Below are 13,888 nucleotides of genomic sequence, written 5' to 3'. Positions count from 1 at the left end.
GTGCGGCGCCCGGCCACCGGCCGGGCGCCGCCGGTCAGCTCTGCCCGTCAGCGGGCAGCCGGAGGGCGTCCAGCGGGAGCCGGCCGGTGACCAGGTCCGCGGCGACGTCGTCCACCACCCGGTCCGCCGCGAACGCGTAGGCCTTCAGCAGCGCCAGCGAGTCCTCGCAGTCCAGCCCGTGGGCGACGTTGACCATCCCCATCGCCTGCCAGACCCGGGCGCGGCGCAGCGCGTCGGGGCCCTCCCACCAGCCCCGGCCAGGGTCGGGTTGGGCTGTGGCGCTGCTCCGGGCCGCAGCGGCCATCTCGAGCGTCACCGCCGTGACGACGTCGGCCACCTCCGTGCGGTCGACCGCCCGGAGCCGCTCCGGGTCACGGGCGTAGAGGTCGAGCACCACCAGCGGCCCCAGGGGGGGCAGCAGCGGCACCGAGAGCACCGCGCGGAACGGCGTCGTCGTCGTGAGCGCCGCGTGCAGCGCCGGCCAGCTGCGGGCGATGTCGGCCTCGTCGAAGGCGATGGTGACGCCGTCGTCGTGGGCCTGCATGCACGGCCCCACGCCCTGGGTGAACTGCAACCGCTCGGCCTGGGCCGCGGTCGGGTCGCTGGCGCCCAGCGGCGTTCGGAGCCCGCCGGAGTCGTGGATGCCGATCCCGGCGCCGTCCACCGGCAGCGCGGCGGCGCAGGCACGGGCCAGCCGGACGCCGAGCATCTCCGGCGCGTGCAGCTCCGGTGGGGCCGCGTCCAGCTCGCGGGTGAAGCGGTCGGCGGCGTGGCCGGGCTGGGTCATCGGTCCTCCGTCGGGTCGGGCGCGGGGAGTGGGTGCCCCGGACCGGGGGCGGGCATGCGGTCGGCCGAGGGCGTCGATGCCGGTCAGCCGAAGGCGTCGATGCCGGTCAGCCGAAGGCGTCGATGCCCAGGTGCAGCGCGAGTCCGAGCCCGGCGACGGCGATGACCCGGCGGAGCGGCCGCTGCGGCACCCGGCGGACCACCCGCGGCCCCAGCCGGCCACCGACGAAGAACCCGAGGGCCAGCGGCAGCGCGGCCAGCCAGGCGACGTCGGCGAGGAAGGCGTAGCCGAGCGCGGCCACCAGGTTGGCCAGCCCCAGCACCACGTTCTTCAGCGCGTTGCCGCGCGGCACGCCCTCGCCCAGCACCAGCAGGTACATCGCCAGCATAAGCACGCCGGCCGCGGCACCGAAGTAGCCGCCGTAGATCGCGACGAGGAAGGTGCCCAGCGCCAGCCCCCAGTGGTCACGGTGCGGGCGTCCCGCGCCCTCGGCGGCCAGCTCCCGCGGCGACCGCTGGACGAGGATCGCCAGCGACGCGGCGGCGATCAGGAAGGGGACCAGCCGCTCGAAGGCGTCCGCCGGGGTGAGCAGCAGCAGGACGGCGCCCACCACGCCGCCGAGCACCGCGGCGACGCCCAGCCGGACCAGCCGCGGCCCCTGCCCGGTGAGCTCGGGGCGCGAGGCGCTCACCGAGCCGACGCTGCTCAGCACCAGCGCGACGGTGTTGGTGACGTTGGCCGACAACGGGGACAGGCCGGTCGCCAGCAGGGCGGGGTAGCTCACCAGCGAGGCCAGCCCGGCGATGCTGCCGGTCAGGCCGGCGCCGACCCCGGCGAGGACCAGCAGGACGAACTCCGGTGCGCTCATCGGTTCAGCAGCACCCCCAGCGCCACGAGGCCGAGCACGACGATCGCGCCGCGGAGCAGCGGGGCGGGCAGCCGCCGCCCCAGCGTCGAGCCGACGTACCCACCCACCAGGGAGCCGGCGGCGACCAGGGCGGCCGCGGTCCAGTCGATCCGGTCGGTGGCCACCACGACGTAGGTCAGCGCCGCGACCGCGTTCACCCCGAGGGTGAGCACGTTCTTGATCGCGTTGAGCCGCTGCAGCGGCTCGCGCAGCAGCAGCCCGAAGATCCCGATCTGCAGCACGCCCTGGCTCGCGGCGAAGTAGCCACCGTAGGTGCCGGTCGCGTAGGCCCCGGCGAACAGCGCGGCCAGCCGGCCCGGCCCGATCCGGAACACCTCCTCGGCGGTGCCGGCCCGGGCCCGCCGGGCCGCCAGCCGGCGCTGCAGCAGCGGCTGGACGGCGACCAGCACGACGGCCAGCGCCACCAGTCCCGGGACGATCGCCTCGAACGCCGAGGCCGGCAGGTGCAGCAGCAGGAAGGCACCGGTGAGCGCCCCCAGCACCGAGGCGGGGAACAACCGCAGGAGCAGGCCGCGCTGGCCGCGCAGCTCGCGGCGGTAGCCGATGGCGCCGGTGAGGTTGCCCGGCACCAGGCCCAGGGAGTTGGAGATCGTCGCCGGCAACGGGGGCAGGCCGACGGTCAGCAGCACCGGGAAGGTCACCAGGGTGCCGGAGCCGACGACGGCGTTGATCGACCCGGCGGCGAGCCCGGCGACGGCGACCGCCACCATCTCCCAGGCCGTCATGCGCTCATCGGCGCGAGGGTCCCACAGCCCTCGACTGTGACCGACGTCCTGCCCGACGGGGCCGGGTTGGGTAGACAGGGGCCATGCCCGAACTCGCCGCCCTCGCCCGCGCCGGTGACCTGCGAGCGCTGCACCAGGCGCTCGACCCCCTCGACGTGCCGGCGGTCGTGGACGAGCTGGAGCGACTGGACCCGGCTGCCCGTGCGGTGTCGTTCCGCTCGCTGCCGAAGGACCGCGCCCTGGCGGTGTTCGAGGACCTGGACCCCACCCTGCAGCGGGAACTGATCGACCAGCTGCGCGAGGAGTCGACCACCGAGCTGATGGCCGGGCTCGACCCCGACGACCGCGCCAGCCTCCTCGACGAGCTGCCGGCGAGCGTCGCCGCCCGGCTCCTGTCCGGCCTGGACGAGCACGAGCGGGCCATGACCACGGCCCTGCTCGGCTACCCCCCGGACTCCACCGGGCGACGGATGACGCCGGAGGTGGTGGCCGTCGCGGTGACGCTGACCGTCGGCGAGGCGGTGGAGCAGGTGCGCCGCGGGGAGCCGGACGCCGAGACCATCTACACGGTGCCGGTGGTGGGGGAGGGGCGCTGCGTGGTGGGGGTGGTCTCGCTGCGCCGGCTCTTCGTCAGCGACCCGGCGGTACCCGTCGCCGAGGTCATGTCCCCGCCGGTCGTCGTCCGCACCACCGAGGACCAGGAGGTCGCCGCGCGGGTGATCCGCGACCACGGGCTGGTCGCCGTCCCGGTGGTCGACGCGGAGAAACGGCTGGTCGGGCTGTTCACCGTCGACGACGCGATGCGGGTGCTGGAGGAGGAGGAGAGCGAGGACCTGGCCCGCACCGGCGGGAGCGAGCCGCTGGACCGGCCCTACCTGACCACCGGAGTGGTCGGCCTGGCGCGGACCCGGGTGGCGTGGCTGCTCGTGCTCATCGCGGCGGCGGCGCTGACGGTGAACGTGCTGGACTACTTCGAGGACGTGCTGGACCAGGTGGTCGCCCTGGCGCTGTTCGTCCCGCTGCTGATCGGCACCGGTGGCAACACCGGGGCCCAGTCGGCGACCACGGTGATCCGGGCGATGGCCGTCGGGGACGTCCGGTTCACCGACCTGCCCCGGGTGGTGGGCCGGGAGCTGACGACGGGGGCGCTGCTGGGCGCGCTGCTGGCCCTGGTCGGGTTCGGCCCGGCCACCTGGCTGGTGGGCGCGGACATCGCGGTGGTGTTGTGCGCCGCGCTCGTCGTGGTCTGCACGCTGGCGACCACGGCCGGGGCGCTGACGCCCATGCTGGCCAAGCGGGTGGGTGTCGACCCGGCGGTGGTGAGCGCGCCGTTCATCACCACGTTCGTCGACGCCACCGGACTGATCGTCTACTTCCTCATCGCCCAGGCGGTCCTCGGCCTGTGAGGGGTCTCCGGTCCCGGGCCGCCACGGCTCAGGAGGAGGTCACCTCGGCGGGCTGCCCCGTCACGGGAGCGCCGTCCAGCAGCACCTGACCGGAGCGCGTCGACTTGGCGGTGTACATGGCCAGGTCGGCGTGCTGCAGCGCCTCGTCCCAGGGGCGGCCGGGCAGCACCCGGGCGACCCCCGCACTGGCCTGGACGGCGAGCGGGTGGCCGGCCACCCACACCGGCTCGGCCACCACCGCCACGAGCCGTTGGCCGAGGTGCTGGGCCGCGGTGCCGTCGTCCGCCCGGATGAGCAGGGCGAACTCGTCGCCACCGAGCCGGGCGCAGAGGTCCGGGGCGCGCACCGCCGCGGCCAGCCGGGCGCCCACGGTGCGGAGCACCGCGTCGCCGGCCGCGTGGCCGTGCTCGTCGTTGACCTCCTTGAAGCCGTCCAGGTCGGCGAAGAGCACCCAGGCGTCCTCGGCGCCGGACGCGCTGACCTCGGCCAGGGCGGCGGTGAACGCCGCCCGGTTCGCCAGGCCGGTCAGCGCGTCGGTCTCGGCCTGGTTGCGCAGCTCCCGGTGCACCGCGCAGATCTGCAACGCCAGGGCCATCTGGTTGGTCAGGGCGCGCACGGCGACCAGCGTCTCCCGGGGCAGCGGGCCGCGGGCGCCCACGAGCAGGAACCGGTCCTCGTGGTCGGGCGTCGGCAGGCGCAGCCAGGTCTGGGCACTGGTGGCCGTCATCAGCTCCGGGGGCGGGGTCACCGGGTGCCATTCGTCGGTGCCAGCGATCTCGGTGACGAAGGTGCGGGGGAGCGGGGGCAGGCCGTTGCCGAGGCCGCCGGCGGCGTCGACGAGGCGCAGGGCGGTGCCGTCGTCCTCCAGCGCCAGGATCACCAGACCGGGGGTGGCCGCGCAGACCTCCTCCGCCGCCGCCCACCCCCGCGCCGCGACCTCGGCCTCGTCGGTCAGGCCCAGCAGCCGCGTGCCCAGGCGGACCAGGGCCGCGTCGCGGGCCTGCGCCCGCTCGCGGGCGAAGAGCCCGAGCGCCAGGTGCCGGGCGACGACGGCGAGCAGGAAGACCAGGGGCAGGGCGCCGAGCACCGGCCCGGCGGGCGCCGGGGTGTCGTGACCCGGCAGCGACTGCCACCACACGAGCGCCGCGACCAGGGCCAGGCACTGGCCGGTGGCGTAGAACCAGATGTCCCGGGTGCGGCCGTAGACCGCGCGGAACCACAGCGCGCTGAACGTCGCGCCGAAGGCGACCGCGGGCACCGGGCAGCCGAGCGCGAAGGCGGTCAGCGCCACCACGTCGAGCAGGTCGAGGGCCTGGTGGCTGCGTCGGGTGCGGTACCGGTGCAGCCACGAGGCGGCGAGGGCGAGCGCGGAGACGGTCAGCAGCAGCACGCTCACGGCCGGGGCGCCCGGCACGGCCCCCACGTAGGCGAGGGCGAGGGAGATCAGCGCGCAGACGCCGAACAGCCAGCGGGTGCCCTCGACCATGTCGTCGGGCCGGCGGAACGGCGACCGGCGCGTCGCCAGGCGTGGGGTCATGTCCGGTCCTCGTCTACGGCCCGGGGCTGTCCACCGGTGCGTCCACCCAGTTCTTCGTCATCTGCACGGGAGTCCTGCATCACCCATCCGGGTCGATCACGTCGGCCGCCCGGTGGTGCCGGGTGCCGGGCTGGGGTGGACCCGGATGGACAGTTCCGGCGCGGGTGGGCAGGGTGCCGGACGTGACCGCACCCGCGTACTGCTTCCGCACGGTGTGGCGGGTGACCGCGACGATCGCCGAGGTGCGGGCCGTGCTCAGCGACAGCGCCTCGCTGCCCCGCTGGTGGCCGGCCGTCTACCTCGACGTCGTCCCGGTCGACGACGGCGGGCCGGACGGCGTGGGGCGCACGGTGGAGGTGTTCACCACGGGCTGGCTGCCGTACACGCTGCGCTGGACGCTGCGGATCACCGAGACGATGACCGACGCCGGGTTCGCCCTGGCCGCCAGCGGTGACCTGGTGGGCACCGGCCGGTGGACCTTCGTCCAGGACGGGACCGAGGTGGTGACCACCTACGACTGGCGGGTGGCGGCGGCCAAGCCACTGCTGGCCCGGCTCAGCTGGCTGCTCCGGCCGGCGTTCGCGGCCAACCACCGCTGGGCGATGGCTCGCGGCGAGGAGAGCCTGGCGCTGGAGCTGCGCCGCCGCCGCGACCCGCACGCCGTGCTCGGGTCGCCCCCGGGCCCCACCTTCCGCCGTTCGGCCCCGTCCAGAGGCTCGTCCCGAGCTCGCGAGGGATGAGGAGGACGGGGTCCTTCATCAGTCCTTGCGGCCGGCGCCCACCAGGCGGAGCACGACCGTGCCCTCCTCGTCGGAGGCGTCCAGGTCGACCTCGGCGTCGAACCCCCAGTCGTGGTCACCGGCGGGGTCGTCGATGATCTGCCGGACCCGCCACAGCCGCGGCTCGGTGCGGTCCACGACGAGCAGGGCGGGGCCGCGGGCGTCGGCGCCGGTGCCCACCTCCGCGTGCTCGGTGAAGTAGGCCTGCACCACCTCGCCCCACCGGTCGGCGTCCCAGCCGGCGGCGGAGTCCAGCTCACCCAGGTCGTACCAGCGGCGGCGGGCCCACAGCTCGACCCGGCGGAACAGCTGGTTGCGCACCATCGCGGTGAACGCCCGCTCGTTGCCGGTGAGCGGCCGGGGCCGGGCCGGGACGGCGACCGGTGCGTCCAGCGGCTGGTCCGGGCTGGTCAGCTGCTCCCACTCGTCCAGCAGCGAGGAGTCGACCTGGCGCACCAGCTCACCCAGCCACTCGACCAGGTCGGTGACCTCCTCGGTGCGCGCCTCCGCGGGCACGCCCGAGCGCAGTGCCTTGAACGCGTCGGAGAGGTAGCGCAGCACCGCCCCCTCGGAGCGGGTCAGCCCGTAGTGGTTGACCAGCTCGCGGAAGGTCATCGCCTGCTCCCACATGTCCCGCACCACGGACTTGGGGGACAGCTGCGCGTCCCGCGCCCACGGGTTGCCGGCGGAGTAGACCTCGAACGCGTGGTCGAGCAGTTCGGCCAGCGGCTTGGGGTAGGTGATCTCCTCGAGCAGCTCCATCCGCTCCTCGTACTCGATCCCCTCGGCCTTCATCTGCGCCACCGCCTCGCCCTTGGCCTTGTTCAGCTGGGCGGCGATGATCTGGCGCGGGTCGTCCAGCGTCGCCTCGATGACCGAGACGACGTCCAGGGCGTAGGTGTCGTTGCCCTCGGCGTCCGGGCCGGGGGAGAGCAGCCCGATGGCGGCCAGCGCGAAGGTCGACAGCGGCTGGTTGAGCTGGAAGTCCGGCGGCAGGTCCAGGGTCAGCCGGTAGCGCCGCCCGTCGGGCTCGGGGACGTCGAGCCGCTCGACCACCCCGGCGGTGATCAGCGAGCGGGCGATGCCGATGACCTCGCGGATGTGCCGCAGCTGCCGGGTCCGCGGCTCGTGGTTGTCGGTGAGCAGGTGCCGCATGGCCGCCACCGGGTCGCCCGGGCGGGCGAGCACGTTGAGCACCATCCCGGTTGACACCCGGAAGTGGCTGGTCAGCGGCTCGGGCTCGGCGTTGATCAGCCGCTGCTGGGTCGACTCGCTCCACGGCACCATGCCCTCGGGCACCTTGCGGCGCACCAGCTTGCGGCGCTTCTTCGGGTCGTCGGCGACCTTGGCGAACTGCTTGAGGTTCTCCACCTCGTGCTCGGGTGCCTGGACGACGACGGTGCCGGCGGTGTCGTAGCCCGCGCGCCCGGCCCGGCCGGCGATCTGGTGGAACTCCCGGACGGTGAGCATCCGCATCCGGGTGCCGTCGTACTTGCTCAGCGCGGAGAACACCACGGTGCGGATCGGCACGTTGATCCCGACGCCGAGGGTGTCGGTGCCGCAGATGACCTTCAGCAGCCCGGCCTGGGCCAGCTGCTCGACCAGCCGCCGGTACTTGGGCAGCATCCCGGCGTGGTGCACACCGATGCCGTGCCGCACCAGCCGGGACAGCGTCGTCCCGAAGGCGGAGGAGAACCGGAAGCCGCCGATCATGTCGGCGATCGCCTGCTTCTCCTCCTTGGTGGAGACGTTCACGCTCATCAGCGCCTGGGCCCGCTCCAGCGCCGAGGCCTGGGTGAAGTGGACGACGTAGACCGGCGCCTGCCTGGTGTCCAGCAGCTCCTGGATCGTCTCGTGCATCGGCGTCGTCGCGTAGTAGTGGTGCAGCGGGACCGGTCGCTCGGCGTGGGCGACGAGCGCGGTCGGCCGGCCGGTGCGGCGGGTGAGGTCCTCGCGCAGGTCGGTGACGTCGCCGAGGGTGGCCGACATGAGCAGGAACTGGGCCTTCGGCAGCTCGATCAGCGGCACCTGCCAGGCCCAGCCGCGGTCGGGGTCGCCGTAGAAGTGGAACTCGTCCATCACCACGAGCCCGATGTCGGCGTCCGGGCCCTCGCGCAGCGCGATGTTGGCCAGCACCTCGGCGGTGCAGGCGATGATCGGGGCGTCGGCGTTGACCGAGGCGTCGCCGGTGAGCATGCCGACGTTCTGCGCGCCGAAGACCCCGCATAGGGCGAAGAACTTCTCGCTGACCAGCGCCTTGATCGGGGCGGTGTAGAAGCTCACCCGGTCGTTGGCCAGCGCCGCGTACTGCGCGCCGGTGGCCACCAGCGACTTGCCGGAGCCGGTGGGGGTCGCAAGCACGACGTTGGCCCCGCTGACCAGCTCGATCAGCGCCTCCTCCTGCGCCGGGTACAGCGTCGTGCCGCCCTCGGCGGCCCACTCGGCGAAGTGGGTGAACAGGGCGTCGGGGTCACCGGCCAGCGACTGCAGCTCGGTGAGGTCGTCCGGGTCGCCGATCAGCGACCGCACGGCGGGCGAGGGCAGTGCGGCGGCGGGGGAGTCGGCCGGGGTGGCGTCGGTGCCGGCAGGAATGAGCGTCATCGTGGGCAACAGCGTGCCCGATGCCCTGGAGCTTCCCGGCGCCCTGTCCTCCCGGCGGTCGACCACGGGCGTTGGTAACGAAACGGTCACGAGTCCTACGGATGTGCGTGAGATCGGTCGATGCAGGGGAGAAGGTGAACAGCAGGTGAACGAAAGGTGGATGGGACATGCGTGAACGCTTCTGCCCGGAGTGCCGCTGGACGCTGGTGACCGACCGGGACGGCCGTCGGCACCTCGAGATGCGCTGGGTGCCGGTCGGCGCGGAGACGCCGATGGCGCGCGCCGCCTGACCGAGCGGCGCTGACACCGGGCGGTGTCGAGGAGAGCACCTGCGGGTGCCCGCCTCGACACCGCCCGGTGTCGTTGTGGCCGCAACCGGGTCCCAGGTCGCTGGTTCCGCGGGCGATCGCCCGGGTAGCGGGGGACGGCATGGCACCGCACCGGGCCCCGACCGGGGCCGGTGCGCGCGAGCAGCGTGCGCCAGGTGCCACCGCCCGACCAGCAGGAGGAACCACCGTGTCGTCACCCCGCCCTGAGTCCCTTCCCGAGCAGGAGCAGACCCCGCCCGGCACCCTCGGCCAGATGAACCCCCGGCCCGACCACGGCGAGGAGAGCTACACCGGCTCGGGCCGGCTCACCGGCAAGCGGGCCGTCATCACCGGGGGCGACAGCGGGATCGGCCGCGCGGTCGCCATCGCGTTCGCCCGGGAGGGCGCCGACGTCCTCATCGCGTACCTGAACGAGCACGAGGACGCGCAGGACACCGCGAAGTACGTCGAGCAGGCCGGCCGGAAGTGCGTGCTCGTGCCCGGAGACCTCGCCGACCGCGCGCACCAGAAGACGATCATCCCGAGGGCGCTGGAGGAGCTGGGCGGGATCGACGTCCTGGTCAACAACGCCGCGTTCCAGATGGCCCACCAGACGCTCGACGAGATCAGCGACGACGAGTGGGACCACACCGTCGCGCTGAACCTGACCGCGATGTTCACCCTCTGCAAGGACGCCATCCCGCACATGCAGGCCGGCGCCTCGATCATCAACTCCTCGTCGGTGAACTCCGACATGCCCCGGCCCACGCTCGCGCCCTACGCGATGACCAAGGCCGGGATCGCGAACTTCACCGCCAGCCTGGCCCAGATGTACGGCGAGAAGGGCATCCGGGCCAACAGCGTGGCGCCCGGGCCGGTGTGGACCCCGCTCATCCCCGCGACGATGCCGGCGGAGCAGGTGGCGAGCTTCGGTGGCACCCCGCTGGAGCGGCCCGCGCAGCCGGCCGAGCTCGCGCCGGTCTACGTGATGCTGGCCAGCGACGAGTCGAGCTACGTCTCCGGTGCGCGGATCGCCGTCACCGGCGGCAAGCCGATCCTGTAGCCCGATGGTCTTCGTCTGGGGCTGGGGTGGCGGGCCGCGTCGCCGGCGGCGTGGCTGGGGTCCGCGCCGCCGCGGGTACGGCCCGCCACCCGGGTACGGCGGCTACGGCCCGGGTCATGGGCAGGGTTACGGGCCGGGCTATGGGCCGGCGCCGGGCCACCGTGGCTACCGGCGCAACGACTCCTGCCTGCGCGACCTGCTGTTCCTCAACACCGGCTGCTGCCTGGCCAACGCCGTCGGCTGCGGGATGGACCTGCTGCTGGTCGCCCCGCGCACGCTGCGCCGGGTCCGCGCGGAGGGGACCGGTGGACCGGTGGCCGACCGGCTGGTGGCCGCCATCCGGCTCTACCAGCGTGAGGTGAGCCCCCGCCGTCCGCCGTGCTGCCACTTCACCCCGACCTGCTCGGGCTACGCGGTCGAGGCGCTGGAGCGGCACGGTGCGCTGCACGGCAGCTGGCTGACGGTCCGCCGGCTAATCCGCTGCCGGCCCGGCGGCCGGCGCGGCGCCGACCCGGTGCCCGACTGAGCGCCGGTCACCCGGCGGGGGGCTGGACCGCCGCGGCGACCCGGGCGACGTCGGCGGGGCGCACCCGGCAGCACCCGCCGACCAGCCGCGCCCCGGCGGCCACCCAGGCGGTGACGTCGCCGACCCCCGGCTCCCCGGTCCACCGGCGGGCGGCGGCGTCCCAGCGCTCACCGCTGTTCGGGTAGGCCACCACCGGCTTCCCGCCTGCCTCGGCCGCGACCCGCACGGCCGGGGCGACGCCGGCGGGATCGGTGCAGTTGACCCCGACGGCGATCACCTGCGCGACGTCCCGGGCCAGCGCGACCACCTCGGCCAGCGGCTCCCCGCGGCGGGTCCGCGGCACGCCGTCCGGGCCCGCCACGCTGGTGAGCGACAGCCAGGCCGGGACGTCGAGGGCCACGAGCTCGGTGAGCAGCGCCTCGACCTCGGCCGCGCCGGGCAGCGTCTCGACCGCCAGGACGTCGGCCCCGGCCTCGGCCAGCAGCGCCAGCCGGGGCCGGTGGAACGCGCGGAGCTCCGTGACGGGGACGGTGCCGAGGTAGCCGCCGGTGTACTCCGACCCGTCGGCGAGGAACGCCCCGTAGGGCCCCACCGATCCGGCCACCCAGCCGGCCCGTCCGCCGGCGGCGAGGCCGTCGCGGGCCAGCCGTACCGAGCTCGCGATCAGCGCCCGGGCCCGGTCGCCGTCGATCCCGGCCGCGGCGAACCCGGGCAGGGTGGCCTGGTAGCTGGCGGTGGTCAGCACCTGGGCGCCGGCGACGGCGAAGGCGGCGTGCGCGGCGACCACCGCGGCCGGGTCGTCGCGCAGCAGCCGGGCGGACCACAGCGCGGAGCTGACGTCGTGCCCGCGGGCCTCCAGCTCGGTGGACAGCCCGCCGTCGAGGACGACCGGGCCGGCGGTGAGCGCGGCAGCGAGGGAGGTCACGCCTCCGATGGTGCCCGGCGGGACCGCAGCAGACCCGGGGTGCGGCGGTCGGCCGCGACGAAGGCCACGGCGACGGCCAGCGGGGCGGCGCCGGCGACGCCGGTCACGGCCAGCACGTCGGCGAAGGTCGCGGTGGAGACCGGCGCCGAGGACAGCAGCGCCCAGCCGAGGCCGGTCAGCGGCACGGTGACCAGGCCGGTGCCCAGGGCCAGCCGGACCCGGGCCGCCCGGCCGGCGTCCGCGGCGAGCAGCCCGGCCAGCACCGCCGGCACCAGCGGCACCAGGCAGCGGACGAGGAGGTCCCCGGGGCGCTCCCCGGCCGTCGTGAACGACGCCAGCGACAGGGCCGCGACGCCGGAGACGGCGGCCGAGCCCAGCAGCAGGCCCCACCACAGGCGCACCTGGGCGCACGGGAGGACCGCCGCCGGGCGCACCAGCCGCGCGCCGCACAGGCAGAGCAGCGCGCTGATCAGCACGAAGGAGACCAACGACTGCGGCACGTCGGACAGCCCGCCGCCGTCCCGGCCGGGCAGCTGCCAGGGCTGCCGACCGAGCAGGGCGAGCAGGACGGTGAACCCGAACCCGAGTCCGAGCAACCCGGTGGGACGCATCGCGCGGGGCCGGGTCTCCTCCGCCGTCCGGGCGTCGAGGGCCTCGGCGCGGCGGAGCAGGTCCGCCATCACCGGGTTCTCGGACCCGGCCGGCCGAGCTGGGCGCTCATCGTCGGCCAGCGGGGCGACGGCGTTGCCGGTCACCAGGTGGAGCCGCGGCGAGGCGTCCTGAGTCACGGCCCGAGCGTCACACCCGGTGACCGGGTGCGCGACCGGAACGCCGGTCCGTCACCGGACCGGGCGACACGGTGGTCACCGAACGGGGTCAGGTGGCCCGCTGCTCACCCGACCGGGGTGGCCCGGCGGTTCCTCGGCAGGGTGATGGCCACCGCGATCAGCAGCGGGATGACGCCGAAGACCCCGGCCGCGTACAGCGACCCGAGCAGCGCCTCGGCGAGCCCGGCGTCGGCGTAGAGCGCCCAGCCGAGGGCGAGCATCGGCAGGGTCAGCACGCCCATCCCCACGGTGGCCCGCAGGTGGGCCCGACGGCCGAGTGACCGGGCGGCCACGCCCACGAGCAGCACCGGCACGAAGGTGAAGAGCCAGTCGAACACCGGGATGACGGGGCCTTCGCCGCCGCCCAGGGCGGCGAAGTAGACGTCGTTCCAGCCCTGCGCGAACGCGGAGACCACCGCCAGCGCCCCCCAGGTCGCGGCAGCGGTGGTGGACCCCAGCGCCCAGGGGCGGGTCAGGGCGGCGGCGACGGCGAGGCAGACCAGTGCGGTGCCGACGACCACGGCCAGCAGCGACGCCGGGACGTCGGCGACCTGCCAGCCCGACAGCGTCCGTCGCGGCGCCGGCCAGTCCCGCGACCCGACGACGCCGGCAGCGGCGGTCAGCAGCACGGCCGCCGCGGCGAGCGGCAGCGGGCCGGGGTGGGCGGTCCCCTCGTCTGTCATGGCCGCAGCCTGGCAGGTCATCCCGGATACCGGTCGTGGGCGACGCGCCGGGCAGGCAAGATGGCCGGGTGCCCGGGGACGACGCGTTCGGTGACCTGCCGGTGACGGCGTCCCTCGTCGTCCCGGCCGGCCTGCTGTCGTGGCGGTTCTCCCGGTCCTCCGGGCCCGGCGGCCAGGGGGTGAACACCGCGGACTCGCGGGTGGAGCTGTCGGTGGCACCGCTGGAGCTGCCCGGGCTGACCGACGCCCAGCGGGCGCGGCTGGCCGATCGCCTCGGCAACCGGCTGGTCGACGGCGTGCTCACCGTCGCCGCCAGCGAGCACCGGGCGCAGCTGCGCAACCGGGAGGCCGCCCGCGAGCGACTGGCCGCCGTGCTGAGGGCAGCCCTGGCCCCGCCCGCGCCGGCCCGGCGGAAGACCAAGCCCACCCGCGGTTCCAAGGAGCGGCGGATCACCGCCAAGAAGCAGCGGGGGGAGACCAAGCGCCTGCGCGGCCGGTGGGACTGAGCCGCCCGGGATCCCTAACGACGGCGGGCCACGCGGGTGCCGACCAGCACGCCCATCAGCGACCAGAAGGCGCCGACACCCACCCCGGCCAGCACCACCCAGAACGGCACCCGCGTCTCGTCGGTCGCCGTCGCCACCAGTCGCTCCTGCACGCTCGGTTCCATGTGCGCAGCCTGGCCGACGCCACGCCGCACGTCACCCCCTGGGGGGGGGGGGGGGGGGGGGGGGGGGGGGGGGGGGGGGGGGGGGGGGGGGGGGGGGGGGGGGGGGGGGGGGGGGGGGGGGGG

At 75.2% G+C, this 13,888-nt stretch carries 15 protein-coding genes; 6 read left to right on the top strand and 9 right to left on the bottom strand.

Going from position 1 to position 13,888, the window contains the following annotated elements:
• Nucleotides 1-34: 34 nt before the first annotated feature.
• The 3 genes from ACI79U_RS20705 to ACI79U_RS20695 all read right to left on the bottom strand — a co-directional run bounded on the left by ACI79U_RS20705 (nt 35) and on the right by ACI79U_RS20695 (nt 2,440).
• On the bottom strand, nt 35-787 hold the full coding sequence (locus ACI79U_RS20705; RefSeq protein ID WP_457070702.1) for a hypothetical protein: 753 nt from the start codon (nt 785-787) through the stop codon (nt 35-37).
• Between the two features lie 106 nt (nt 788-893).
• Nucleotides 894-1,655, bottom strand: coding sequence for a sulfite exporter TauE/SafE family protein (locus tag ACI79U_RS20700; RefSeq protein WP_457070700.1), 762 nt, complete (start codon nt 1,653-1,655; stop codon nt 894-896).
• Complete coding sequence (locus ACI79U_RS20695) at nt 1,652-2,440, bottom strand: sulfite exporter TauE/SafE family protein (protein WP_457070698.1); 789 nt, start codon at nt 2,438-2,440, stop codon at nt 1,652-1,654. Before ACI79U_RS20695 ends, ACI79U_RS20700 begins: the two co-directional genes overlap by 4 nt.
• 83 nt (nt 2,441-2,523) lie before the next feature.
• Between ACI79U_RS20695 and mgtE the strand changes: the two genes are divergently transcribed.
• Nucleotides 2,524-3,846 (top strand): magnesium transporter, encoded by a 1,323-nt coding sequence (mgtE, locus tag ACI79U_RS20690; RefSeq protein ID WP_457070696.1) that lies wholly within the window; start codon nt 2,524-2,526, stop codon nt 3,844-3,846.
• A 28-nt stretch (nt 3,847-3,874) separates the two neighbouring features.
• On the opposite strand, the gene ACI79U_RS20685 is transcribed toward mgtE, so the two are convergent.
• On the bottom strand, nt 3,875-5,383 hold the full coding sequence (locus ACI79U_RS20685; RefSeq protein ID WP_457070694.1) for a diguanylate cyclase domain-containing protein: 1,509 nt from the start codon (nt 5,381-5,383) through the stop codon (nt 3,875-3,877).
• Nucleotides 5,384-5,565: 182 nt separating this feature from the next.
• Between ACI79U_RS20685 and ACI79U_RS20680 the strand changes: the two genes are divergently transcribed.
• Nucleotides 5,566-6,123, top strand: a complete 558-nt coding sequence (locus tag ACI79U_RS20680; protein WP_457070692.1) for an SRPBCC family protein — start codon at nt 5,566-5,568, stop codon at nt 6,121-6,123.
• Between the two features lie 18 nt (nt 6,124-6,141).
• Here the strand turns inward: ACI79U_RS20680 and ACI79U_RS20675 are convergent, their stop codons facing one another.
• Nucleotides 6,142-8,763 (bottom strand): DEAD/DEAH box helicase, encoded by a 2,622-nt coding sequence (locus ACI79U_RS20675; protein ID WP_457070690.1) that lies wholly within the window; start codon nt 8,761-8,763, stop codon nt 6,142-6,144.
• A 167-nt stretch (nt 8,764-8,930) separates the two neighbouring features.
• Here ACI79U_RS20675 and ACI79U_RS20670 point away from each other — a divergent pair, with 167 nt between their 5' ends.
• The 3 genes from ACI79U_RS20670 to yidD all read left to right on the top strand — a co-directional run bounded on the left by ACI79U_RS20670 (nt 8,931) and on the right by yidD (nt 10,660).
• Nucleotides 8,931-9,053 (top strand): hypothetical protein, encoded by a 123-nt coding sequence (locus ACI79U_RS20670; protein ID WP_267128589.1) that lies wholly within the window; start codon nt 8,931-8,933, stop codon nt 9,051-9,053.
• A 292-nt stretch (nt 9,054-9,345) separates the two neighbouring features.
• Entirely contained in the window at nt 9,346-10,134 is a 789-nt protein-coding gene (locus ACI79U_RS20665; RefSeq protein ID WP_457070687.1) for an SDR family oxidoreductase, read from the top strand.
• A gap of 4 nt (nt 10,135-10,138) precedes the next feature.
• Nucleotides 10,139-10,660, top strand: coding sequence for a membrane protein insertion efficiency factor YidD (yidD, locus tag ACI79U_RS20660; RefSeq protein ID WP_457070684.1), 522 nt, complete (start codon nt 10,139-10,141; stop codon nt 10,658-10,660).
• Nucleotides 10,661-10,667: 7 nt separating this feature from the next.
• On the opposite strand, the gene mmuM is transcribed toward yidD, so the two are convergent.
• From mmuM to ACI79U_RS20645, 3 genes are all read right to left on the bottom strand, one after another.
• The gene (mmuM, locus tag ACI79U_RS20655; RefSeq protein WP_457070682.1) at nt 10,668-11,585 is read right to left on the bottom strand and encodes a homocysteine S-methyltransferase; all 918 of its coding nucleotides are present in this window, start codon (nt 11,583-11,585) and stop codon (nt 10,668-10,670) included.
• Nucleotides 11,582-12,373, bottom strand: coding sequence for a hypothetical protein (locus tag ACI79U_RS20650; RefSeq protein WP_457070680.1), 792 nt, complete (start codon nt 12,371-12,373; stop codon nt 11,582-11,584). The genes mmuM and ACI79U_RS20650 overlap by 4 nt, the downstream gene beginning before the upstream one ends.
• Before the next feature lie 104 nt (nt 12,374-12,477).
• Nucleotides 12,478-13,095, bottom strand: coding sequence for a hypothetical protein (locus ACI79U_RS20645; RefSeq protein ID WP_457070678.1), 618 nt, complete (start codon nt 13,093-13,095; stop codon nt 12,478-12,480).
• Between the two features lie 68 nt (nt 13,096-13,163).
• On the opposite strand from ACI79U_RS20645, the gene arfB reads away from it, so the two are divergent.
• On the top strand, nt 13,164-13,601 hold the full coding sequence (gene arfB, locus ACI79U_RS20640) for an alternative ribosome rescue aminoacyl-tRNA hydrolase ArfB (protein WP_457070676.1): 438 nt from the start codon (nt 13,164-13,166) through the stop codon (nt 13,599-13,601).
• 14 nt (nt 13,602-13,615) lie between these two features.
• Here arfB and ACI79U_RS20635 read toward each other — a convergent pair whose 3' ends face one another.
• On the bottom strand, nt 13,616-13,765 hold the full coding sequence (locus tag ACI79U_RS20635; RefSeq protein ID WP_457070674.1) for a hypothetical protein: 150 nt from the start codon (nt 13,763-13,765) through the stop codon (nt 13,616-13,618).
• Nucleotides 13,766-13,888: the final 123 nt, after the last annotated feature.

This window comes from Modestobacter sp. SYSU DS0904, from assembly GCF_054051115.1.
This window is presented reverse-complemented; position numbering and strand designations above follow the sequence as displayed.

Coding starts and splice junctions, on each gene's coding strand:
- ACI79U_RS20705 (WP_457070702.1), bottom strand. CDS start 787: ATGACCCAGCCCGGCCACGCCGCCGACCGCTTCACCCGCGAGCTGGAC.
- ACI79U_RS20700 (WP_457070700.1), bottom strand. CDS start 1,655: ATGAGCGCACCGGAGTTCGTCCTGCTGGTCCTCGCCGGGGTCGGCGCC.
- ACI79U_RS20695 (WP_457070698.1), bottom strand. CDS start 2,440: ATGACGGCCTGGGAGATGGTGGCGGTCGCCGTCGCCGGGCTCGCCGCC.
- mgtE (WP_457070696.1), top strand. CDS start 2,524: ATGCCCGAACTCGCCGCCCTCGCCCGCGCCGGTGACCTGCGAGCGCTG.
- ACI79U_RS20685 (WP_457070694.1), bottom strand. CDS start 5,383: ATGACCCCACGCCTGGCGACGCGCCGGTCGCCGTTCCGCCGGCCCGAC.
- ACI79U_RS20675 (WP_457070690.1), bottom strand. CDS start 8,763: ATGACGCTCATTCCTGCCGGCACCGACGCCACCCCGGCCGACTCCCCC.
- ACI79U_RS20670 (WP_267128589.1), top strand. CDS start 8,931: ATGCGTGAACGCTTCTGCCCGGAGTGCCGCTGGACGCTGGTGACCGAC.
- ACI79U_RS20665 (WP_457070687.1), top strand. CDS start 9,346: ATGAACCCCCGGCCCGACCACGGCGAGGAGAGCTACACCGGCTCGGGC.
- yidD (WP_457070684.1), top strand. CDS start 10,139: ATGGTCTTCGTCTGGGGCTGGGGTGGCGGGCCGCGTCGCCGGCGGCGT.
- ACI79U_RS20645 (WP_457070678.1), bottom strand. CDS start 13,095: ATGACAGACGAGGGGACCGCCCACCCCGGCCCGCTGCCGCTCGCCGCG.
- ACI79U_RS20635 (WP_457070674.1), bottom strand. CDS start 13,765: ATGGAACCGAGCGTGCAGGAGCGACTGGTGGCGACGGCGACCGACGAG.